18 protein-coding genes and 1 pseudogene are annotated in these 20,184 nt (G+C 53.5%); 9 read left to right on the forward strand and 10 right to left on the reverse strand.

Annotated features, from left to right (window positions below; translation table 11 throughout):
• The first annotated feature begins 6 nt into the window (after positions 1-6).
• Together GOV89_RS09265 and GOV89_RS09270 are read left to right on the forward strand one after the other, a co-directional pair.
• The gene (locus GOV89_RS09265; RefSeq protein ID WP_171176501.1) at positions 7-1,461 is read left to right on the forward strand and encodes an aldehyde dehydrogenase family protein; all 1,455 of its coding nucleotides are present in this window, start codon (positions 7-9) and stop codon (positions 1,459-1,461) included.
• A 261-nt stretch (positions 1,462-1,722) separates the two neighbouring features.
• On the forward strand, positions 1,723-2,103 hold the full coding sequence (locus GOV89_RS09270) for a carboxymuconolactone decarboxylase family protein (RefSeq protein ID WP_171176503.1): 381 nt from the start codon (positions 1,723-1,725) through the stop codon (positions 2,101-2,103).
• 410 nt (positions 2,104-2,513) lie between these two features.
• Here GOV89_RS09270 and GOV89_RS09275 read toward each other — a convergent pair whose 3' ends face one another.
• Complete coding sequence (locus GOV89_RS09275) at positions 2,514-3,827, reverse strand: FAD-binding oxidoreductase (protein WP_348540083.1); 1,314 nt, start codon at positions 3,825-3,827, stop codon at positions 2,514-2,516.
• Between the two features lie 14 nt (positions 3,828-3,841).
• On the opposite strand from GOV89_RS09275, the gene GOV89_RS09280 reads away from it, so the two are divergent.
• Positions 3,842-4,564 carry a haloacid dehalogenase type II gene (locus GOV89_RS09280; RefSeq protein WP_171176505.1) on the forward strand — a complete coding sequence of 241 codons (723 nt, stop codon included), beginning with the start codon at positions 3,842-3,844 and terminating at the stop codon, positions 4,562-4,564.
• Positions 4,565-4,584: 20 nt separating this feature from the next.
• Positions 4,585-4,707, forward strand: a pseudogene (locus GOV89_RS09285) (winged helix-turn-helix transcriptional regulator); the annotation flags it as partial.
• Between the two features lie 386 nt (positions 4,708-5,093).
• Here the strand turns inward: GOV89_RS09285 and GOV89_RS09290 are convergent.
• Complete coding sequence (locus GOV89_RS09290) at positions 5,094-6,011, reverse strand: LysR family transcriptional regulator (RefSeq protein ID WP_171176507.1); 918 nt, start codon at positions 6,009-6,011, stop codon at positions 5,094-5,096.
• A gap of 148 nt (positions 6,012-6,159) precedes the next feature.
• On the opposite strand from GOV89_RS09290, the gene GOV89_RS09295 reads away from it, so the two are divergent.
• Genes GOV89_RS09295 through GOV89_RS09310 form a run of 4 tightly spaced genes read left to right on the forward strand, consistent with a single transcriptional unit; the run spans position 6,160 to position 9,630 of the window.
• Positions 6,160-7,176, forward strand: coding sequence for a TRAP transporter substrate-binding protein (locus GOV89_RS09295; RefSeq protein ID WP_171176509.1), 1,017 nt, complete (start codon positions 6,160-6,162; stop codon positions 7,174-7,176).
• Positions 7,177-7,234: 58 nt separating this feature from the next.
• Positions 7,235-7,777 carry a TRAP transporter small permease gene (locus GOV89_RS09300; protein ID WP_171176511.1) on the forward strand — a complete coding sequence of 181 codons (543 nt, stop codon included), beginning with the start codon at positions 7,235-7,237 and terminating at the stop codon, positions 7,775-7,777.
• Complete coding sequence (locus tag GOV89_RS09305) at positions 7,777-9,117, forward strand: TRAP transporter large permease (RefSeq protein WP_171176513.1); 1,341 nt, start codon at positions 7,777-7,779, stop codon at positions 9,115-9,117. Before GOV89_RS09300 ends, GOV89_RS09305 begins: the two co-directional genes overlap by 1 nt.
• Positions 9,118-9,141: 24 nt before the next feature.
• Positions 9,142-9,630, forward strand: a complete 489-nt coding sequence (locus tag GOV89_RS09310) for a universal stress protein (protein WP_171176515.1) — start codon at positions 9,142-9,144, stop codon at positions 9,628-9,630.
• 464 nt (positions 9,631-10,094) lie between these two features.
• On the opposite strand, the gene GOV89_RS09315 is transcribed toward GOV89_RS09310, so the two are convergent.
• Genes GOV89_RS09315 through GOV89_RS09335 form a run of 5 tightly spaced genes read right to left on the reverse strand, consistent with a single transcriptional unit; the run spans position 10,095 to position 16,036 of the window.
• Positions 10,095-11,591 carry a class I adenylate-forming enzyme family protein gene (locus tag GOV89_RS09315; RefSeq protein WP_171176517.1) on the reverse strand — a complete coding sequence of 499 codons (1,497 nt, stop codon included), beginning with the start codon at positions 11,589-11,591 and terminating at the stop codon, positions 10,095-10,097.
• Positions 11,588-13,009 (reverse strand): aldehyde dehydrogenase family protein, encoded by a 1,422-nt coding sequence (locus GOV89_RS09320; RefSeq protein ID WP_171176520.1) that lies wholly within the window; start codon positions 13,007-13,009, stop codon positions 11,588-11,590. The genes GOV89_RS09315 and GOV89_RS09320 overlap by 4 nt, the downstream gene beginning before the upstream one ends.
• A 59-nt stretch (positions 13,010-13,068) precedes the next feature.
• Positions 13,069-14,028, reverse strand: a complete 960-nt coding sequence (locus GOV89_RS09325; protein WP_171176522.1) for a tripartite tricarboxylate transporter substrate binding protein — start codon at positions 14,026-14,028, stop codon at positions 13,069-13,071.
• Between the two features lie 44 nt (positions 14,029-14,072).
• The gene (locus tag GOV89_RS09330; protein ID WP_171176524.1) at positions 14,073-14,528 is read right to left on the reverse strand and encodes a tripartite tricarboxylate transporter TctB family protein; all 456 of its coding nucleotides are present in this window, start codon (positions 14,526-14,528) and stop codon (positions 14,073-14,075) included.
• Positions 14,525-16,036 carry a tripartite tricarboxylate transporter permease gene (locus tag GOV89_RS09335; RefSeq protein ID WP_171176526.1) on the reverse strand — a complete coding sequence of 504 codons (1,512 nt, stop codon included), beginning with the start codon at positions 16,034-16,036 and terminating at the stop codon, positions 14,525-14,527. Before GOV89_RS09335 ends, GOV89_RS09330 begins: the two co-directional genes overlap by 4 nt.
• Before the next feature lie 113 nt (positions 16,037-16,149).
• On the opposite strand from GOV89_RS09335, the gene GOV89_RS09340 reads away from it, so the two are divergent.
• Positions 16,150-17,181 carry a LacI family DNA-binding transcriptional regulator gene (locus GOV89_RS09340; protein WP_171176528.1) on the forward strand — a complete coding sequence of 344 codons (1,032 nt, stop codon included), beginning with the start codon at positions 16,150-16,152 and terminating at the stop codon, positions 17,179-17,181.
• Positions 17,182-17,531: 350 nt separating this feature from the next.
• Here GOV89_RS09340 and GOV89_RS09345 read toward each other — a convergent pair whose 3' ends face one another.
• From GOV89_RS09345 to GOV89_RS09355, 3 genes are read right to left on the reverse strand one after another with little or no spacing between them, the layout of a single operon-like run.
• The gene (locus GOV89_RS09345; protein WP_171176530.1) at positions 17,532-18,860 is read right to left on the reverse strand and encodes a HAMP domain-containing sensor histidine kinase; all 1,329 of its coding nucleotides are present in this window, start codon (positions 18,858-18,860) and stop codon (positions 17,532-17,534) included.
• Positions 18,860-19,519: a response regulator transcription factor gene (locus GOV89_RS09350; RefSeq protein WP_171176532.1), complete on the reverse strand. Its 660-nt coding sequence runs from the start codon at positions 19,517-19,519 to the stop codon at positions 18,860-18,862. Before GOV89_RS09350 ends, GOV89_RS09345 begins: the two co-directional genes overlap by 1 nt.
• 37 nt (positions 19,520-19,556) lie before the next feature.
• A complete protein-coding gene (locus GOV89_RS09355; RefSeq protein ID WP_171237957.1) occupies positions 19,557-20,081 on the reverse strand; it encodes a PepSY domain-containing protein in 525 nt (174 codons plus the stop codon).
• Between the last annotated feature and the right edge of the window lie 103 nt (positions 20,082-20,184).

Genomic DNA, 20,184 nt, shown 5'->3' on the forward strand with positions numbered 1-20,184 from the left:
CGCGAAATGCACGACGTGAAGCCCTATTGGCAGAATTACGTGGACGGCACCTGGATCGATGGTGGTGCAGGTCGGATCGATGTTTTCAACCCCGGGACAGGCAAAAAGCTGGCCGAACAGGCGCTGGCTGATGCCGGGGATGTGGATCGCGCTGTAATGGCGGCCCGCCGCGTGCATCTTTCAGGTGCGCTCAGCGAACTGCGCCCCGTGGAACGTGGCCGCATGGTACAGGCTATGGGCCGGTACCTGCTGGATAACATAAACAAGATTGCCCCGGTTCTGACCTTTGAACAGGGCAAGCCGCTCTGGGAAGCGCGCGTTGAGATCGAAGGCGCGGCCCGGTATTTCGAATATTACGGAAATCAGGCTGAAACGGTCGAGGGGCGGTCCATCCCGCTTGGCGCCAACTACTTCGATTTCACCACGTATGAGCCATTTGGGGTATCCGCTCAAATCATTCCTTGGAACTACCCGGTTGAAATGACCGCGCGTTCCCTTTCGGCCGCGCTGGCGACTGGCAACACCGTAGTGATCAAGACGCCTGAATTGACACCTTTGACCAATGCTTGGTTCGCCCACGCGGCCGAAGCTGTTGGCTTGCCTAAAGGCGCCGTAAACATCCTGTGCGGTTTGGGTCACGAGGCTGGTGCGGCGCTGTCGGCGCATCCGCATGTCAATCAAATCGTCTTCACAGGCTCTGTACCGACCGGTATCGCAATCGCCAGCGCAGCCGCGCGCAATGTGGTTCCCTGTGTATTGGAGCTTGGGGGAAAATCCGCAGCCATCGTGCATGATGACGCTGATCTGGACGCCTTTGAAAGCGATGTGCGCTGGGGGATCTACTTCAACGCGGGTCAGGTGTGTTCAGCCATGAGCCGCGTGATCGTACACGAAAGTCGCCATGACGAGCTGGTCGAACGCATTTCGAATGTCGCACGCAACCTTTCCGTCGGTCCGGGTATCGAACGTGGTGAATTTGGCCCGAATATGGGTCCGATGGTCAGCGAGGCACAGCGTGATCGTGCGGCTGGTATGGTGTCTGATGCGATCGCGGCGGGGGCCACGGTAGCCACCGGCGGTCGTAAAATGAATATCCCCGGCGCATTTCTGGAACCAACCCTTCTGACCAACGTCACACCTGAGATGAACATCGCGAATGAAGAAGCTTTTGCACCGGTCCTTTCGGTTCTGAAATTCCGTGATGATGCTCAGGCTATCGAGATTGCAAACGGAACACCCTATGGGCTGGTCGGCGGTGTTTTCACACGCGATATCGACCGGGCAACGCGGGCCGCACGGCAGATCCGTGCTGGTCAGGTCTTTGTCAACGAATGGTATGCAGGCGGGGTGGAAACGCCATTCGGCGGCTATGGAAAATCCGGGTACGGGCGCGAAAAAGGACGCGAAGCGCTTTGGAATTATGTCCAGACCAAAAACGTGGCCATCCGGTTGCGGAGTTGATCAGCGGAAAAAACCATCGACGATGAGGAGCAAACCAAGTGCCGATTAAGCCATGCGTGACCGAACTCACAAAAAAAGTCGGGTTCTGTCGTGGCTTCACAAAGGACCTAATTAATACCACCAAGCGGCTGGTCGGCGCATTTGTTACCTGAACTTTCCGATTTGCGAAGATAACAATGTCTCAACGACGCTGTCGGAACAACAAAACTCAATCGGGTCGGTCAAACTGGAGGACCGCCCTTTTCATCAAAGGAGAATAACGTGGACGACAACCTATTCGAACACGGCTTGAAACAGCGCAAATCGACGCTGGGCGCCGAGTATGTCGAAAAGAACCTGGCAGCCGCCGACGACTTTACTCGCCCGTTTCAGGAAGCCATGACCGCTTGGTGCTGGGGCTTTGGCTGGGGTGACGACACAATCGATCACAAGACTCGTTCGATGCTGAACCTCACCATGATAGGCGCTCTGGGCAAAATGCATGAATGGGAAATTCACTGCAATGGCGCTTTGAACAACGGCGTAACCAAAGAAGAAATCCGCTCGATCATTCACGTGATCGGCATATATTGCGGCGTTCCGCAATCGTTGGAATGTTTTCGGGTTGCACGTAAAGTGCTGGAAGAACGCGGTATGCTATAATCCGCGCAATTGGGCGAAATCAGCAGGAATCCTTGGAACATAGGTTCAACGGTTTGCGGATATAAATCGTTGCGCAAATTGTTGAAACGACGCGAGCACTTGCTTGAATTGATGCTAGCGGATCATATTAGTCCGTTCAATTCCGGCCAGAGCGGATGCCGCGGAATCAGAAGGCTTGAAACCCAAGATCGGCCTAATCTGGCGTTTGATGAACCGGTGGCTTTGTAAAACGACAACTTGAGGTATTTCCACCCTGTCGACTTGGCTGGTGCCAGGCAACCAACGCTTTTCAGCATCAGCAACAATTCCGCATCGCAACCAAGCGGCCGAGGATTCTCTCGGCCAACTTGATTTATGAGTGCGGCTCACGATTCAACACGAGGGTTTTGTTTGCAGCTTATTTTCGACCTCTACACGCTTGAGGCCTCGGCCTCTGAACCGAGTTTGCCAGGTCGAACCACTTTACCTGGGTTCATTATGTTATTGGGGTCAATCGCCTCTTTAAGTGTCGACATGAGCGCACGCTTAACAGGGTCCCCAAAAGCTTCGTTGAGTTGAATTTTGTCCTGCCCCAACCCGTATTCTGCGCTAAATGAGCCATCCATTTTTGCGACAAGGTCATAAATCCGAGGAGATATCTCAGTCTGGAGCATTTCAAGAAATGCTGCATTGTCTGCACCTTCTGGCGCCAAGAGATTAAAGTGTATGTTTCCGTCTCCAACATGTCCGTAGATGGAGAGACGAGCACCTTGCCCATACTGGTTTACCAATGCTGACCCAAGTTCAATGAAGCGCCCGACATGCGAGACTCTTACAGACACATCGTGTTTGACAGAGCTACCATTGAGCACCTCGCCCTCAGGTATATGTTCTCTGAGATTCCAAAAATCTTTGCGCTGCTGTTCGCTGGACGCAATTGCCCCGTCAAGGATCAAACCTTGTTCCATCCCTGCTTCGAAAAACGCTTCCATTGCGGGATCAAGGGACAAAATAGTTGAGGATGTCGCAGCTTCGATCAGTACATAGTGCTCCGCTGGCTCCTCTGTCGGACGCCGTAGTTCCGGCACTTTGTTCAGCAGAAGTTGTAGAGACGAGTTCGATATGTACTCGAAGGACGTGACGGCCTCACCTGTGGCACTTTGGGCCATCGCCAGCAAGGGCATCAGATCCCCGATGTCGCGTACAGCCAAAAATGCGGTCGCTTGTGACAAGGGTGCACGAAGCAAACGCAGGGATGCCGCGGTGATTATTCCCAGTGAACCCTCAGCCCCAATCAACATGTGATGTAGCGCGTACCCACGATTGTCTTTGCGTAGTGGCGACAGGTTGTTCAGGATCTCACCATTAGGAAGAACGGCTTCCAACCCGAGGACCAGATCTCTTGTAATACCATAGCGTACAGCTGAAACACCGCCAGCGTTGGTTGAGATATTTCCACCGATTTGGCAGGACTCTTGCGATCCGAGTGAAAGCGGAAAGAATAAGTTTTCAGAGGCCGCCGCCGATTGTATTTCCGAAAGCAGACATCCTGCTTCGACTGTCATCGAGAGGTTATTGGCATCAACCTCGCGAATTGCGTTCATCCTTTGCATACTGATGATCAACTGATCGCCTTGTGCACTAGGCGTCGCGCCTCCGCAGTAGCTTGTGTTGCCCCCTAACCGAGAGCGAAGTAGACCTTTGGTTGACCGGCTTCGCGCGACTCTGGATGCAGTATCGGATATGGAAGGATAAACCGATGAAACTTAGCGATTACAAAGCCCTGACATTCGATGTGTATGGAACGCTTCTCGATTGGGAAGGCGGCATGATCGACGGTTTGAAAACACTTACTGATCTTGTGAGCCGTAACCTGACGCGCGACGAAATCCTTGAGGCTCATGCATTCTACGAGAGCACTTCGCAGCGCTATACACCCGCGAAGAAGTATCACGAATTGCTGCCAACCGTTTATCGCCGTTTGGCCGAAGAGTGGGGCGTTGAGGTAACTTGGGAGCAGTGCGTTGCGTATGGCGAACATGCGCGTCACTGGAAAGCGTTTGACGACACTATCGAAGCGCTGCAGTATCTCAAAAAGCACTACAAACTGTTTGTTCTGACCAACACGGACAATACGACCTTTGCCGCAGCAAACACCCGTCTTGGCGTGCATTTTGACGGTGTTTATACAGCAGAGGACGTAGGGAGCTACAAACCTTTTGATCGGAACTTTGACTACATGATCGAAATGCTGGCTCGTCAGGGCATTCAAAAGCATGAAATTCTGCATACCGCAGAAAGCATGTTCCATGATCACGCCCCCGCAAACAAATTTGGCTTGGCGAATTGCTGGATCTATCGTCGGCATGACAAGAAAGGCTTTGGCGCAACCATGCACCCTGGTGAAATGCCAAAGTACGACTTCCAGTTCAACAGCATGATCGACATGGCCAAGGCCCATCAAGCAGAATTGGCTGAGTAGAACGCTCAGGAGACGACATCATGATAGACAATGCAAAGCTTGACCGGATCGATATAAACATTCTGTCTACGCTGCAGGAGCAAGGCAATATAACCAACGTTGCCCTCGCCGATGCAGTTGGCCTGTCACCCAGCCCATGCCTTCCCCTGCAAACTCTTTGAAGTTTAGCTCGTCATTGTTTTTTCTCGGCAAAAATAGTGGCCCAACTCTAGGAAGCAAAGACAGTCAGGCGACATTGAGGCCCGCGTTGCGGCGTGATCCGTGCTTTTGAAAAATGTGCACTGAACCGCGTGATTTCTTCCAGCTTTCTGTGGCCATCTTCTCGAAATCCGACGGAAAGCATCTCGCTCTCTGGCAGAGCAGTTCAGCGGTATTATCTTAACGATACGCAAAGGCTTACGTTGCCCGGTCTCACACAGAACAGAATACGACTGCCTGCTTCACAAAGCGAGAAGCGCATCAAGGGATCGCTACGCTTCGATATTCCAGAGCTGAAAACAAACCTGAGTGCGTCGACAAAACACTTCTGTCAGCCGTGAGACGAACGCAGAACATCCAAAAACAAGTTCAAACGACGACCTTTTGATGCGCTCTTCCGTACAATCGCAGCCATGGTCGAAGAAAACTCGGCTTCAGGGCAATTGATCTGTTTGAGGTGCCCCTCTTTAACCAAAGTGCGGGCTTTATGCGTTGGCACGAATCCCAAGTACCGGCCGGATAGAATCAAAAGCATCAAAGACTCTTCGTTTTGTACAAATGCGGATTTCCTGAGCATCAACTTTTGGTGAACAGCCATGTTGGGTGAGTTGAAGCTAAGTCCGACATAATTGTACCGCCGAAGTTTACTTAGAGGGACGTCGTCAGACGCAGACTGAAACAAATCGTGGTCCCGACCGCAGAACAATCGCATTCTTTCGACATAAAGTTCTGAGTAAGACAGCATCGGTGACTGTCGGTGCAAGGGTACGATACCGAGGTTGAAGCGCCCATTAATCACGCCTTCTTCGATAATGTTCGGCGGTTCCATGGATATGTCCAGTGTCACGCCGGGCGCTTTGTCGATGAATCGTTTGATCGCTTCATCGAGGTTGGATTCCTCATTTGAAGTGGAATGATCAAATAGTGCTATCCTTAATTTACCGGTCAATTCCGACCGAACATCTCCTAATCCGTTCTGAAATTTGTCTATGGCCAAGAACAACTCGTTCGACGCTTCAAGCACATGTTTGCCGTCCGATGTCAGAGAAAAGCCTGCCGCGCCGCGGTGGCAAAGTTTTGTGCCCAGCCGCGTTTCAAGATCGGCAATATGCTTGCTGATTGTTGATCGGCTGATGTTGAGTTCAAATTCTGCGGCTGTAAAGCCACCACACGAAACGACCGTACGGAATACCTGAAGGAGCCTTATATCGACGTCAGAGATGTTGGTGATTGCTTTTTTCTGTGGCATTTTTTACGTGTATTTTTCTGCACCTTTACTTCGACTACTTTATATTAATTGCACAACCCAAACAACCTAGTGTTCGTGCGAAGTGGGTCTGGTGGGCAATTGTTCATGTCGGAACACTTTCCAAAACCAACGAACAGGAGGAGGTTTTATGACTCTGCTCAAAAGTATCAAAACATTTGCGGCGGCTGCGTCGCTCGGCGCATTGGCATTGGCCGCACCGGCAAGCGCCAAGAACTTTAAGATTGCTGTCGGTGACAGCGGCGGTTCCAGCCAGGAAGCAACAGGCCTTGCATTCAAGGAGAAACTTGAAGAACTGTCAGGCGGCAAGCACACCGCGACACTGTTCCTGAATGGTCAGCTCGGCTCAGAGCAGGACACCGTCAACGAAGCAGCAATCGGCACGTTGGACATGTCGCTGCTGGCGATCAACAACGTCACTCCGTTCTCGCCGACGGTTGGCGTATTCACGCTGCCTTACGTGATTCTCAGCCTGGAAGACGCGGAAACGCTGACCCAAGGTCCGATTGGCCAGGAACTGACCGAGAACACCATCAACGACGCTGGCGTTCGCATCATCGCATGGACCTACACAGGCTTCCGCGTTCTGACGAACTCGAAGAAACCTGTGAAGTCGGTTGCTGACCTTGAAGGTCTGGTCATCCGCGTTCCCAAGAACGAGATCATGATCGACACCTACAAGGCGTGGGGCATCAGCCCGACTCCGATGGCGTGGTCGGAAACCTTCGCAGGTCTGCAGACCAAAGTTGTTGACGGTCAGGACAACCCCTACACCACCATCAACGCGATGAAGTTCTACGAAGTTCAGGACTATGTAACTGAAATCCGTTACATCTTCTCGATCGAGCCGCTGATCGTGTCCGAGCAGGTCTTCCAAGGTCTGTCCGCCGAAGATCAAGAGATTGTTCTGGAAGCAGGCAAAGCCGCGACTCAGGCTTCCGCACAGTTCCTGCGCGACAAGGAAGCTGAAATCAAAGAGCTGCTGGTCGAAAAAGGCATGGAAATCCACGTCCCTGAAAACGACGAGGCCGAGTTCATCGAGCTGGCAACCACAGCTGTTTGGCCGAAGTTCTATGAAAGCATCGGCGGCGTTGAAAAGCTGAACGCCGTTCTGGCTGCAATCGGTCGCGACCCGGTTTCCGAATAAATAAAACAAAAACAAGAGAGCGCCCGAGTGGCGCTCTCTCACTTCTAGGGAGGGGCATATGAAAACCTTTTTAGGGATACTCAACAACATAGAAAGCTACCTTTGCCGCTTTCTGCTTGCGACGTTTGTCTGCTTGTTGTTCCTACAGGTTGTCGTCCGAACAGTGTTCAATTTCTCGTTTTCCTGGGTGGAAGAACTGTCTATCTACATGTTCGTCTGGTTCGTGTTTTTCGGTGCGAGCTATGCGGCCAAGATGGGCGCCCACAACCGGGTGACGTTTCAGTTCAAATTCCTGCCGGACCGTGCGATCAAATACATCGAAGCGTTCGCCGATCTGTTCTGGATCTGCTTCAACCTGTATTTCGTCTATCTGGCGCTGGACTTCATCTTCAACCGGATGAACAAGTTTCAGTCGTCACAGACGCTAGGGTTTCACCTTAGTTGGGTTTACATCGTTCTGCCCATCGCGTTTGCCCTGATGACCGTTCGCATCATTCAGGTGAACTACAAAAAAATCATTCTCGGCGAAGATCTAAAAGATCCGGACAAGGTTGATCTGGACGAGGTCCGCGCTGAGCTCGGTGAAGAAGGGGGCAAGTAATGGGCACCGAAATCATCTATATCCTGTTCGGCGGGTTTCTTCTGCTGCTGTTCATCGGCGCGCCGATTACAGTTGCGTTGGGCGTTTCTACGCTGGTTACCTTCCTTGTACTGGATGAAAACCCAATCAAGTTCGTGCAGATTGCCTTTACTTCGGTGGGCTCATTTCCGCTGATGGCGCTACCCGCGTTCATTCTGGCTGGTGCATTGATGGAGGCGTCGGGCCTGTCCCGCAGGCTGATCAACGTAGCCGAAAGTTTTGCTGGCCCGTTCACTGGTGGCATGTCTGCCGCAGCGGTCTTTGCCTGTCTGTTCTTCGGTGCAATCTCGGGCTCAGGTCCTGCGACAACAGCGGCGGTGGGCATGCTGATGATCCCTGCTATGATCCAGCGTAACTACAGCCGAGACTATGCGTCGGCTATCACGGCCTCATCCGGTGGTTTGGGCATCGTGATCCCGCCATCGATTCCGCTGATCATCTTCGGCATCGCGGCCCTCGGCATGCCGCCCCCACCCGAGGCGGTGGCTGAACATGGCACTTTCCAAACCGTGTCGATCCCGAAACTGTTTATCGCGGGCTTTCTCCCGGCTTTCCTGATTGCCGGTAGCCTACTGATCATGAACTATATTTTGGCCCGAAAGCACGGCTACAAAGGTACCACGGAAGGTTGGTCTGCCCGCCATATCTGGTGCGAATTGTATCGGGGTTTCTGGGCGCTTATGGCTCCGCTGGTCATTCTGGGCGGCATCTATTCGGGTTTCTTCACTCCGACTGAAGCTGCGATCGTAGCCATCTTCTACACGCTGATCGTGGGTGCGTTCATTTATCGTGAACTGACCTGGGAAAAGCTTTTCACCTCGCTGGAGACGACAACCTGGCTGACCGGCCGCGTGCTGCTGATCATGTTCACGGCGACGGTGTTTGGCCGCTTGCTGGTTGAAAATCAGATCCCTGCCATCATTGCAGACGGGATGCTGTCGATCACCGACAACATCTACATCATCTGGACGTTGGTGATCCTGTTCCTGCTGTTCGTCGGCATGTTCATGGAGACATTGGCAACCATTCTGATCCTGGTTCCGGTGATGCTACCAGTGGCCTACAGTATGGGGATCGATCCGATTCACTTTGGTGTAGTCATGGTCTGTACGCTGGGCATCGGTTTCCAGACGCCGCCTTTGGGTGAGAACCTGTTTATCGCGTCAGGTATTTCCAATATCTCGATCGAACGCATTTCAGTGGCGGCTCTACCGTTTGCCTTCATCAACACTGTGGCGATCTTCATCATCGCGTTTGTGCCTGAAATAGCGTTGTGGCTCCCAAGGTTCTTTGGGTACTGATCCGCGAAACGGAGGAAGAAGACAATGTTACCCAAAATACAGAACATTCTGGTCGCGACGGACCTTTCGGAAAACGCAGACAACGCGCTTCGGCACGCATTGAGCATTGCAATAGCACATGGGGCCAAAGCCCATGTGCTGCATGTTACAGAACCGTTGTCGCAGGATGCCATCGTCACCATGAGGATGTTCATCCAGGACGATAAGTCCCGCAAGCAGGCCATCAAGGACCGGCATGCAGCGGTTAAATCGCTGCTCACGGACAATCAGCATGATTTCCTGAAGTCTCTGACCCCTGAAGATCAAGAGAACTACTCTGCCGTGACTTCAGTGGAATTGATCGATGGGCATCCTGCGGAATCGATTCTGAAACGCGCCAGAGACCTGAATTGCGACTTGGTCGTGATGGGGTCGCACGAGCATGGCACGTCACATACATTCCTAGGCACTGTTGTGAAACGGGTGTTGCGCAGATCCACGATTCCAGTCCTTGTGGTGCCGAGCCAACTATAGGGTGTTCTCCCCCGGTGGCACTTCGTTGAACGGGTCGTCCGTATGGTCTGACGTTAGGCCATTTCAGGATGATTCGAGACGAGGTGCCACACTTTTTCAATGCTTCACAATGCGAGAAGTTTGGGGAAGTCCGGTGATCCGTGAGGAACCGGTAGAAACACATTGAAGCAATGCTTCAGGGGCGGAGCGTGACGGCAGAGACTGACCGTGACAAGGCGGTCAGCCCCAATATTATCACTTACTACTTAAGTCCGTGTGACATCACTGCTGTTTGACTCGACCCTTAGACATGTACGGTGTTTTGATAGGTGTTTGATGTGACGAATGGATCTTGTGCTTTCGGCGTCAGGTTTCTCAATTTTGTCGTGCCGCGCAAGCTAGGCTTGCTTTGCTGTGGCGTTCCTTAAAAAAACGGCTGTTGGGCATTCAATCGATCTGAAGGCAAGGGCAGTCACATCCCAAAGTCATGCCTCCTCGTCAACGATTTCGAGGATTCGGTTTCTCTGGATTTTCCCAGATGGCCCCTTTGGAAGGTCAGACAAGATGTGAACTGCGTCGGGTGACTTGAATCGGCCCAATCGGACTTCGCATAGTTGTAACAAACCCAGCGGTGTTAGCTGAGAACCTTCGCGAATTTTCACGGCTGCCTCGACAGTTTCCCCGTAGCTGTCACAGGGTCGGGCAAACGCTGCGGCCTCGACGACATCGGGATGAGAATAGAGCGCTTCGTCTATCTCACGCGGCGCAATATTTTCACCACCTTTGATGATCAGTTCTTTCAGTCGACCAGTGACAAAAACATATCCGTCGTCATCCATCCGTGCGAGATCACCTGTTCTTAACCATCCGTCAGAACTGAACGTGCCTGCGGTTGCGTCGCAGTCGTTGAGGTATTCCAGCATCACATTTGGCCCGCGAATGACCAGTTCGCCCTCTATCCCACGCGGAACGGGCTGCATGTTCGCATCAAAAATGGCGGCCTCGTTTCCATAGGGGATACCTGGTGAACCAATCTTACGCACACCGGGTGGCAAGGGGTTGGACAAAATTTGAGCAGCGGTTTCAGTCAATCCCATCGTTTCCACAATCGCGATTTCGAAACGGTCTTCAAAGGCCCGCTGTACATCTGGTGCCAAAGCCGAAGATGCGGAACGACCAAAACGCACGCGCTGACGAGTGCACGCATCCGGCTTAGTGTCTGAGTGCAACAAGTGAGAAATGATGGTAGGTACAACTGAAAACCAGGTCGCTTGAGACTTGCTCAGACTGTCCCAGAACCGACTGGCCGAAAACCGTTCGGACATGGCCAACGAACCACCTGAAACAAGCGTTCCCATGACGGTCACACAGAGCCCGTTGATATGGTAGATCGGCAATACGCAAAATCCGCGATCGACCTCGGACAACTCATGAGCGACCGCCGTCGTCCAGCCGCCTGCCAGTAGGCTGGAATGTGTGTGAACTACACCTTTGGGGCGCCCGGTGGTTCCTGACGTGTACATTAACAGCGCATGGCTGTCGGGCGAAACGCTGTGAAGCTCGACTTTGGGATCGGCGGCATCTGTAACCTGCAACCGGGTAATTCTGTTGGGATCGGCTGTTCGTTCGAACAATTGCGTTTGGCTGGAGTGCACAAAGCCATAGCGTGAGCCACTGTGCTCCAGTGCATAAGCGATGGCGCTGTCACCGGCGACAAGGTTAATCATCGTTGCGCGGAATCCTCCGTAGAGAACACCGAACAAGACCTCAAGCGCTTCGCGGCAATTGGGATAGAGGATCGCAATGCTCTCGCCTTTTGCCACACCCATTCCCGTTAGCATGACAGCAATACGTTGGGCCGTTTCGCGCAGTTCACTCCAGCTAAGATCAGGTGCCCCGTCCGGGAAAACAAAACCAGTTCCCCCCTGGCTTGCTCTTAGGTCCAACCAATCACGGACGGTTCCCTTGGGTGGTTCCATCATTGGCCGACCTCCGACCAGTAGTCGCTGAAAATTTCCTCTAGTCCGGGCTCAAGCGGGGGTGTTTCTCGTACGATCTTAGTGGTCTGGACGAAATGTCTCCAGTGCAGGTTGGTGTCGATGGCATTGCCGCCCCAGCTGCCGCAACCCATTGAGAGTGAAAACGGCAAGCCATTTGAAAAACTGCCTCCAGTTGCGAAGGTATGCGCCTGATTCACAATGACCCGACAGGTGGGCAAGTCACGTCCCAATCCAACGGCGCGTATGTCGTGCTTGGTGTGAATGCCGACGGAATGCCCGGCCCCCTGATGTTCTAGAATACGTGTGGCAATAACCTTGGCCTCTTCAAAATCAGCCGCGCGGTACAGCGCCAAAACTCGGCTGAGTTTTTCGCCGGACAATGGATGATCGGGTCCTATGCCATCGGTTTCTACAGCCAAAAACTTGGTCCCTTCGGGCACTTTTCCTGCCATTCCCAAAGCTTCGAGCATTTTATCCGCATCTTGCGCTATGGCTGAACGGTTGAGATGACCATCGGGCCAAAGCCTGGCGATGATGCCACTTGCTTCGGAATGAGGCACTAAGGCACCGCCTTCAGCGGCCATTGCGGCCACGAACGCGTCATAGATCGCATCCACCACAACCAGAGCATTTTCAGATGAGCAGGACGTCGCGTTGTCGAAACATTTCGAGGCCGTGATCTTGGCTGCAGCTGCTTGCAAGTCTGCACTTTCATCCACAATCACAGTCACATTGCCAGCACCAACTGCGACAGCTGGCGTGCCACAGGACTGCGCGCGATGAACGTTGTTTTGACTACCGGTGCATATCACCCGATCAACAGATTCCATCAGTCGCTGGGTTTTGGCCTTTGAACCCGGAGCAGGAATCATTTGAACCAAGTTACGATCCAAGCCCAGCTTGTCGAATTCAGCGTGGATGTAACCAATCAGCATCTCGCAAGACGCCACGCCTTTAGGCGATGGCGCCACCACGATGGAGTTGCCGCCTTTAAGTGCGTTTATGATGTTGTTGGCGGGCGTCGCAGCAGGGTTGGTCGACGGCACGACTGCGCCTATTACGCCGATGGGACGAGCGATTTCGGTCATACCGGTCGCCGGATCGTTATTGATGACACCGTAGGTTTTCACCTTGGCTATATCTCGCAGCAGGCCCAATGTCTTGCGGTGGTTTTTTGTGATCTTGTCGGGCACATTGCCCAGACCGGTTGTTTCCACCGCGATCTCAGCAAGCGCCCGATTGCGGGTAGGTTCCATAATTGCCCAACCAGCCGCCAACGCTGCTTTGTCATAAAGAGCCTGACAGCCTTTTTTTTCGTAAACTGCCTGAGCCGTTCGTGCGCGCGTCACGATACGATCCACTTCAGCGATTTCTGGGTAAATCCCGTCCCGAGCGTTCATCTTGGTCCTCAATTGTTTATTCGGGGCGGACCGGTTCCGCCCCGCAAATGTTGTTCAGATCACAGACCAGCCAGCAATTCGTTCAGAGTTTGCTGGCGTTGCGCCCACATCTCTTTCACTTCATCGCGCGTCATGATGTGCATCGGTGATCCACCGGCTTTCATCTTTTTGGTCACACGGTCGTTGGCGAACATTTCTGGGACCGTTGCTGCAAGTTTGTCGATTACGTCTTGCGGTGTCCCCTTGGGCACCATCACACCCCGGAAGTTGACCGATGAATTGTCGACGTCCAGCCCTTGCTCCATCATTGTCGGAACGTCCGGCAGGAATGAACTGCGTTCAAGATCAGCGACACCAAGGATTTTGACGTTGCCCGCCTCTTGTGCCCTGAACGCATCCGACAGGTTGTTGATGCCTCCCATGACTTCACCTGCAATCACTGCTTTCATGGCTGCGGCCCCGCCGCCTTTGGTTGGGATGTAGGCCATCTTGGTTCCCGCAGCCTTATCAATCTGCAAGGCTGCGATGTGGTGGCCCACGAAAAGGCCTGCACCGGAAACAGTCAACTTGCCAGGGTTTTCCTTGGCATAGGCGACGACGTCTTCCATCGAATTGAATTGACTGTCTGCCCCAACCACAAACACTGCCGGGTCGGCACCCCAGTTTGCGATGGGTTCGAAGCTGTCGGTTGAGTACTCAACACCGCCCTTGATCGACTGTGCGATAAAATGTGGTACGTTATAGGCCGCCAACGTATAGCCATCAGCCTCAGCTTGCGTCGCAAACCAGTTCCAGCCCACGCGTCCACCTGCGCCGGGCTTGTTGATGATGGCGATGGGCATCCCCAACGCGTCCTCGTTTCCGGACGTCATTGTGACAATCCGCGCCTGAAAATCTGTAGCGCCACCTGCGCCATAGCTAACCATCATCATGATCGGTCGCTCGGGGAATTCCTCGGCCACCACCGGGCCCGTCAGGCTCATAAGAGCCAAGGCTATCCCTGCAATCATTCGTTTCATTTGCATTTCCTCCTTGTTTTAGTCCACCCGCATCTCTCGTGCGGTCAGAACAGAATTTCCCTTGGTGTGTAGACGTTCAGAAGCATGGCAAAGAGGCCGTACATCACGGTCACAAAGATCGCTGTGATGGCGCCGCGTTTGACCCAGGTTTTGGCTTCGGAATGTGAGGCTGGATCGTAGATCGACAGTAGAGCAAAAAACGTGATTGCGGTCGCTGTGTAAAAGCCCAATGACTTGGCCGCCCAAAAGACGTAGATCAGCGTCACGATCAGCCCCGGCATCATGTTAATAAACATCGTCCGTGTCATGCCGTTTCCGACCTTGGACAGTCCCATGACTGCCTTACCAAAAGTCCAGCCAGCCAGAACCACAAAGACCGATGCGATAAGACGTGGAAACAAGAACGCTTCGGCGGGTTGCTGTGTATAGCTGACCCAGGTCACCCAAAGACCTACTGCAAAGACCACACCAGACCCAATTACATGCTGCGAACGGTTCATGCCTGCGCCTCCTCTTTGGTGGTGTAGCGACGATGGAGCAGTTCCATCCAAACCGAGTAAGCTACTGAAGCCAGCACCACCGCGATCAGCAGCAGGTTCAATCCACCGGTCAGGAAATACGAAGCTTTGCCCACCGTCGCGTCGGCGATCATCCCGCCTTGAATGAAGTTGGCCTCGGCGATGGGTCCCAGGATCAGACCCAGAACAAGAGGAGCGGCAGAAAAGCCAAAACGTTCCAAGAAAAACATGCTAATGCCAAGACAGGCCATGACATAGACATCACCCATTGAGCCCTGAACCGAATAGGCGCCGAAGACCGATAGCGCCAGAACGATGGCCGCCATGACCGACTGCGGTACCTGCGCGACACGTGCGGCCAGACCGGCAACATAGAGACCAAAAATGCACATTAGGACTTGTCCGATCAGCATCGAGTTGATGAAAGTCCACGCTACGTCCGGGTGATTGTCGAACAGGTCCGAGCCTGGAAAAATCCCGTGGATCAGCAACCCACCCAGCAAAACCGCAGCGGTTGGACTGCCCGGGATCGACAAGGTCAGCAGCGGCACCAGAGACGGGCCGACCATCGCGTTATTGGCGGATTCCGCAGCGATCACACCCTCGGAATGCCCTGTGCCAAACTTGTCTTTTTCAGCTGAAAACTTCTTTGTTTGATCATAGGCGACCAACCCAGCGATTTGTCCGCCAACACCGGGTATCAGGCCGATGATCGAACCGGTCAATGTGCCGATGCCAAGTGCACGGGTTCGGCTGGTCAGTTCTCGAATCGCGGCCAGGATCGAATGGCGCTGAACCTCGATGACTTCGGCACCCTTGTTGTGGCGACCCTTCGCAAACATCGTCAATACCTGAGGGATCGCAAACAGGCCAATCAGCGCGGCAATGATATTGATGCCTCCGCCCAAAGCGGGGTGAAAGATAAAGCGCTGTGCTCCCATGATGTCGTCAAATCCAATGGTAGCCAGCCACAACCCGATACAGCCTGACAGCAAACCTTTGACCACCGAGGGGGAATCCAACGTCCCGATCACTGTCACACCCAAAATGGCCAGCCAGAACAGGTGCGAGGGGCCGAAGGCCAAGGCCCATTTTGCTAGAACCGGGGTCAAGAAGATCAACAGCAGAACACCAAAGACGCCGCCCACGGCCGAGGCGAGGAATGACAGCTGCAATGCCCGTGCTCCCTGACCTTGCTTGGCCATGGTGTGCCCGTCCAAAGTTGTCGCAATATTGGCTGGTGCACCAGGGATCTTGAGCAAAATTGCACTGACCGCACCACCTGCTACAGTTGAGGTGTAGGCAGCACCCAGGAGGATCAACCCCTGCGCCGCTTCAAGTTGGAAGGTGAACGGAATCAGCAATGCGACCGCCATTGTGGGTGACAAGCCGGGCGTCGCGCCCAGGATCAGCCCTCCGATCGTGCCGCCCAAAAGCAGCAAAAACGACAGCGGCGTGAACACTTCTCCGAAATAATATATGAACTCCATTCAGGGCCTCCCAACCCGTTGGGCCAAACTTTACCTTTTGTTGACAAATCAGGTTAGGCGATGAAAATAGTATTGCAAATGTTTTCATAAATTCGACCAATCGGAAGAAGATAATGGATAATTATCAGAAGGGTAAGGTGGATATAGTGGCGGTTGCAAAGGCTGCAAAAGTGTCACCGTCCACGGTGTCACGCACCTTCAATCACCCGAATTTGGTCAGTCCCGCGACTCGGAAAAAGATCAACCGAGCAGTGCAGAAGCTGGGGTATATTCGAAACCGGGCGGCGCAGACGATGCATGGCAAACGATCCGGTACAATCGGTCTTGTTGTCCCGACGATTAACCACGCCATTTTTGCCGAAGTCATTCAGGCCTTTTCGGAGACCATCGATAGAGCCGGGTTCAGCTTGCTATTGGCGTCCCATAGTTATGACCTCGATCGTGAATACGCGATGGTCCGCAAGTTTTTAGAGCATCGCGTGGACGGAGTAGCGCTGGTAGGATTGGAGCATTCCGACGCTACGACCCGGCTGATCGAGCAGCAGAAAACACCAGCGCTAGCCATATGGAACTACTCGGAGGACTGTCCGCTGCCCTGTGTTGGGGCTGACAATCGATTGGCAGGGCACCTTGCAGCCGAGCACCTATTGGCCTTGGGCCACCGTCACATTGGGTTGATCTTTCCGAAAACCACAGGCAACGATCGGGCTCAAAATCGGCTTTCTGCCGTCCGCGAAGCGCTTAACGAAAAAGGTATTTCCGTTCCCAGCGAACATGAGTCTGAAGCTCCCTACAGTGTTTCTCAGGCTAAGCAGGCCGCCATGTCTCTTTTAACTGAACATGCTCGCCCGACGGCGCTGCTTTGCGGAAATGACGTTATTGCGCAGGGTGGATTGTTTGCAGCCCAAAGTCTTGGCTTGAAGGTTCCCGACGACCTATCCATCATCGGCATAGGAGACTTCAAAGGATCTGCGGATGTTGAACCTGGGCTCACCACCATTCGCATCCCAGCAGAAACCATTGGAAAACTCGCTGGTGAGAGGTTTACCGATTACATTACCTCAGATGATCCTGAGCCTTTTAGAATCTGCTGCGAATTAGAGCGCATCGTCAGAGGAACAACGGGTCCGGTTGCGGTCTTTTAGTCAACGCAAATACGTCATTTTCCTTGCGGAATAATCAGGGGTCGGACGTTATCCGAAACGCATGGGTCAATCGCTTTGGTGTGAAAATTGACTGGATTCCAAACGATTTGAGGGTTCGTTTGATATTATTGAACGAAGTCGTGTTGTGTATTCGGCAATGGTTGGTTTCCGGTAGGTTCTGGTTGTAAAACCAATATTTCCAACTCCCAGAGTGTCATCTGATAATGCGTGTTCTGCTCTCCTTCGTGGCAGAGCCATTAGCAAAACCAGTTTCCAACACTCACAAACCCGGCGCATGCCGCGGAGAATGGTGAATGTTCAGTACTCCCATGGCCTGGGCATACGGCATTTTAAGCGCGGATCAGAACTCTGCAGGACAAACCACCAAGGCTTTCAGAAGCCCCCAATTCCAGATGTCCATCATAAGCGTTCAGCAAATCGACGGAAATCGCCAGGCCCAAACCGGTTCCGCCCACAGAAGTATCCAGCCGGCTACCGGAGCGAATGGCCTCTGGTCGGGCGTCTTCTGGAATTCCGGGTCCATCGTCCTCGACGCGAATTTCGATGCCATTTTCGGTCCGCTGTGCAGAGATTTGAAAGGTTGTGCGACACCACTTGAGGGCATTGTCGAGAAGATTTCCGATCACTTCTTCAATGTCCTGGGGATCCATTCGTACACGAAGTCCAGCCTCGCACTCCGAAATGAGCGTTTTTCCCTCCCGCTCTGCCATGGATGAAAACAACCTGCACAAGCGTTCGACCGAGTTTGAAAGATCTGTTCGGGAATGCGTCAACTCTCCGGTATTTGCTGCGCGCATGCGTGCAAGCGACCGGCTAAGCTGAGCGTCAATTCTGCTGAGTGCCTCTTCTGCGGGTTCGGTTTGTGCACCGCTTTGAGATAAGTCCGTCAGCTCGTTGCGCAGAATGGCCGTGGGTGTCTTGAGCGCATGCGCAAGATCCGCCGCCTGCCGTCGGGAACTGGAGACAATCTCTCGGTTTCTGTGCAGCAATTGATTCAGGTCTTCTACCAGCGGCGAAACCTCTTCCGGATAATCTTCGGGGGTCAGGTCGTCGCCCTCGTCCCAGCGATGGGCCACATCCGCGCGCAGCTTTCTGAGGGGGCCGACGATGGCCGACATCAGCAAAAGGGAACTGGCCACTCCGATCAAGCCGACCAACCCAAAAACCGGAAGCAAGTTGCTTTGCGCATCTTTGCGTTCATTGATGAGTACCTGCCTGCTTTCGGCGACGGTTACGCCCCATTCTGTTCCGTCTTCGAATGTGATCTTCTGATAGACGCTGCGAACGCCCTCATTGTCCGGGCCCGTGGTATTCCAAACTGTTGCCTCGTCGCTGGTCTGTGAAGGCTCTGCAATCGTTTCGTCGAAAAGCGAGGCTGAGGTGAAAGCGGCTCCGTCGCCGTCTGTCACTTGCCAATATCTGCCAGAATACGGGGTGCTATAAGCCGGGTCGAATATCAATTCGCGCAAAGATTCGGGGTCATCCGTAGTGGCGCTGAGACCAACGACAAGCTGGGTATGCCGGTCTCGCAACGCACCGTCAAACTGATCCAGAACGCGCGTGTTGATGTATGAGAAAACAACCAGGGTACCAACACCCACGGACAACGCGCCGGATGCAAGGCCACCTAGCAACGCACGTTGACGAAGCGATAGCATCAGGCCGTATCAATCATGTAGCCACGCCCTCGGACAGTTGTGATCAGATCTGGCCTCAGTTTCTTGCGTAGGCGGGTGACGAACACTGCGATTGTGTTGGAATCCCTGTCCCCGTCATATTCGTAGATGTGTTCGGACAATTCGGTGCGTGACACCATACGACCGATGTTATGCGCCAGATAGGTCAGAACCGCGATTTCCTGCGCGGTCAAATCGACAGGTATGCCCCCGATACTGACCCTGCCGTTCCGCGTATCCAGAGACACATCGCCCATTTCGATCACCGGGTTCAACTGGCCACTTTGCCGCCGCAGGATTGCTCGAACCCGTGCGGCCAATTCCGGCATGTGAAAGGGCTTGGTCATGTAATCATCCGCGCCTGCGTCCAAGCCGTCGACGCGTTCGCTCCAGCCATCTCGGGCAGTCAGGATCAATACAGGAGTCGTAACGCCTGCGCTGCGCCATTCGCGGAGTACCGAGATACCGTCACGCTCTGGCAGGCCAATATCCAGTATGATCATGTCGTAGGGTTCAGTCGCTCCCAGATGCAGGGCGTCGGAGCCATTATGGGCTACATCCACAACGTGGCTTTCCGCCACTAATAGCTTTTTGATTTGCTCGCAAAGCTGAGGTTCATCTTCAGCAAGAAGGATTCGCATAACCAGAGACTACAGCCAATCTGATATCGAAATCACACTATTTTCTGCCGCCGCCATTGCCGCCACCGTTGCCGCCGCCATTGCCGCCACCGTTGCCGCCGCCATTGCCGCCGCCATTGCCGCCGCCACCGTTGCCGCCGCCATTGCCGCCACCGTTACCACGGTTTTCGCTGTTTCCACGGGTGGTCGAAGCGCTCTGGCTGCTTTTTGTTCTGGTCGAACTGGAGCGCGCGGCCTCGGAGATCTGTTGGCCAACACTCGAGCGGTTCGAGACCACCGTGCCGGTCCTGGCATTAACGATTACACTTACGATCTTTCCGCCCGGTTTCTTCACCAGAATGCGGTAGTATATGTCGCCTGATTTGAACGCTCGCGCGTCAACTGGCGTTCCGCCGAATGCACTTTCCACACCCTTGATGACACGCTTCAGTCGGATCGCGTTTCCTGACAACGTCGCCTTGCGCAACTCGGTCTGTTTGAGTTCGCGTGCGTCAGCCGCCGCTTTCCCGGCGGATAAAGCGGTTAGTAACGCCGCTACCAACATTATAGCTCTGGTCTGCATCGGACTCTCAAACAGTTTCGAACCAGATTACATGGGTGGACGTGAACCGATGATGAACAAGCAGTTAGCCCTGCGTTCAAGTGCATTCAAGTCAAATGGCAAG

The sequence above is a fragment of the Ruegeria sp. HKCCA5763 genome (genome assembly GCF_013034545.1).
Classification (GTDB): Bacteria; Pseudomonadota; Alphaproteobacteria; order Rhodobacterales; family Rhodobacteraceae; genus Ruegeria.

Coding starts and splice junctions, on each gene's coding strand:
- GOV89_RS09265 (WP_171176501.1), top strand. CDS start 7: ATGCACGACGTGAAGCCCTATTGGCAGAATTACGTGGACGGCACCTGG.
- GOV89_RS09280 (WP_171176505.1), top strand. CDS start 3,842: ATGAAACTTAGCGATTACAAAGCCCTGACATTCGATGTGTATGGAACG.
- GOV89_RS09290 (WP_171176507.1), bottom strand. CDS start 6,011: ATGCCACAGAAAAAAGCAATCACCAACATCTCTGACGTCGATATAAGG.
- GOV89_RS09295 (WP_171176509.1), top strand. CDS start 6,160: ATGACTCTGCTCAAAAGTATCAAAACATTTGCGGCGGCTGCGTCGCTC.
- GOV89_RS09300 (WP_171176511.1), top strand. CDS start 7,235: ATGAAAACCTTTTTAGGGATACTCAACAACATAGAAAGCTACCTTTGC.
- GOV89_RS09305 (WP_171176513.1), top strand. CDS start 7,777: ATGGGCACCGAAATCATCTATATCCTGTTCGGCGGGTTTCTTCTGCTG.
- GOV89_RS09310 (WP_171176515.1), top strand. CDS start 9,142: ATGTTACCCAAAATACAGAACATTCTGGTCGCGACGGACCTTTCGGAA.
- GOV89_RS09315 (WP_171176517.1), bottom strand. CDS start 11,591: ATGATGGAACCACCCAAGGGAACCGTCCGTGATTGGTTGGACCTAAGA.
- GOV89_RS09320 (WP_171176520.1), bottom strand. CDS start 13,009: ATGAACGCTCGGGACGGGATTTACCCAGAAATCGCTGAAGTGGATCGT.
- GOV89_RS09325 (WP_171176522.1), bottom strand. CDS start 14,028: ATGAAACGAATGATTGCAGGGATAGCCTTGGCTCTTATGAGCCTGACG.
- GOV89_RS09330 (WP_171176524.1), bottom strand. CDS start 14,528: ATGAACCGTTCGCAGCATGTAATTGGGTCTGGTGTGGTCTTTGCAGTA.
- GOV89_RS09335 (WP_171176526.1), bottom strand. CDS start 16,036: ATGGAGTTCATATATTATTTCGGAGAAGTGTTCACGCCGCTGTCGTTT.
- GOV89_RS09340 (WP_171176528.1), top strand. CDS start 16,150: ATGGATAATTATCAGAAGGGTAAGGTGGATATAGTGGCGGTTGCAAAG.
- GOV89_RS09345 (WP_171176530.1), bottom strand. CDS start 18,860: ATGCTATCGCTTCGTCAACGTGCGTTGCTAGGTGGCCTTGCATCCGGC.
- GOV89_RS09350 (WP_171176532.1), bottom strand. CDS start 19,519: ATGCGAATCCTTCTTGCTGAAGATGAACCTCAGCTTTGCGAGCAAATC.
- GOV89_RS09355 (WP_171237957.1), bottom strand. CDS start 20,081: ATGCAGACCAGAGCTATAATGTTGGTAGCGGCGTTACTAACCGCTTTA.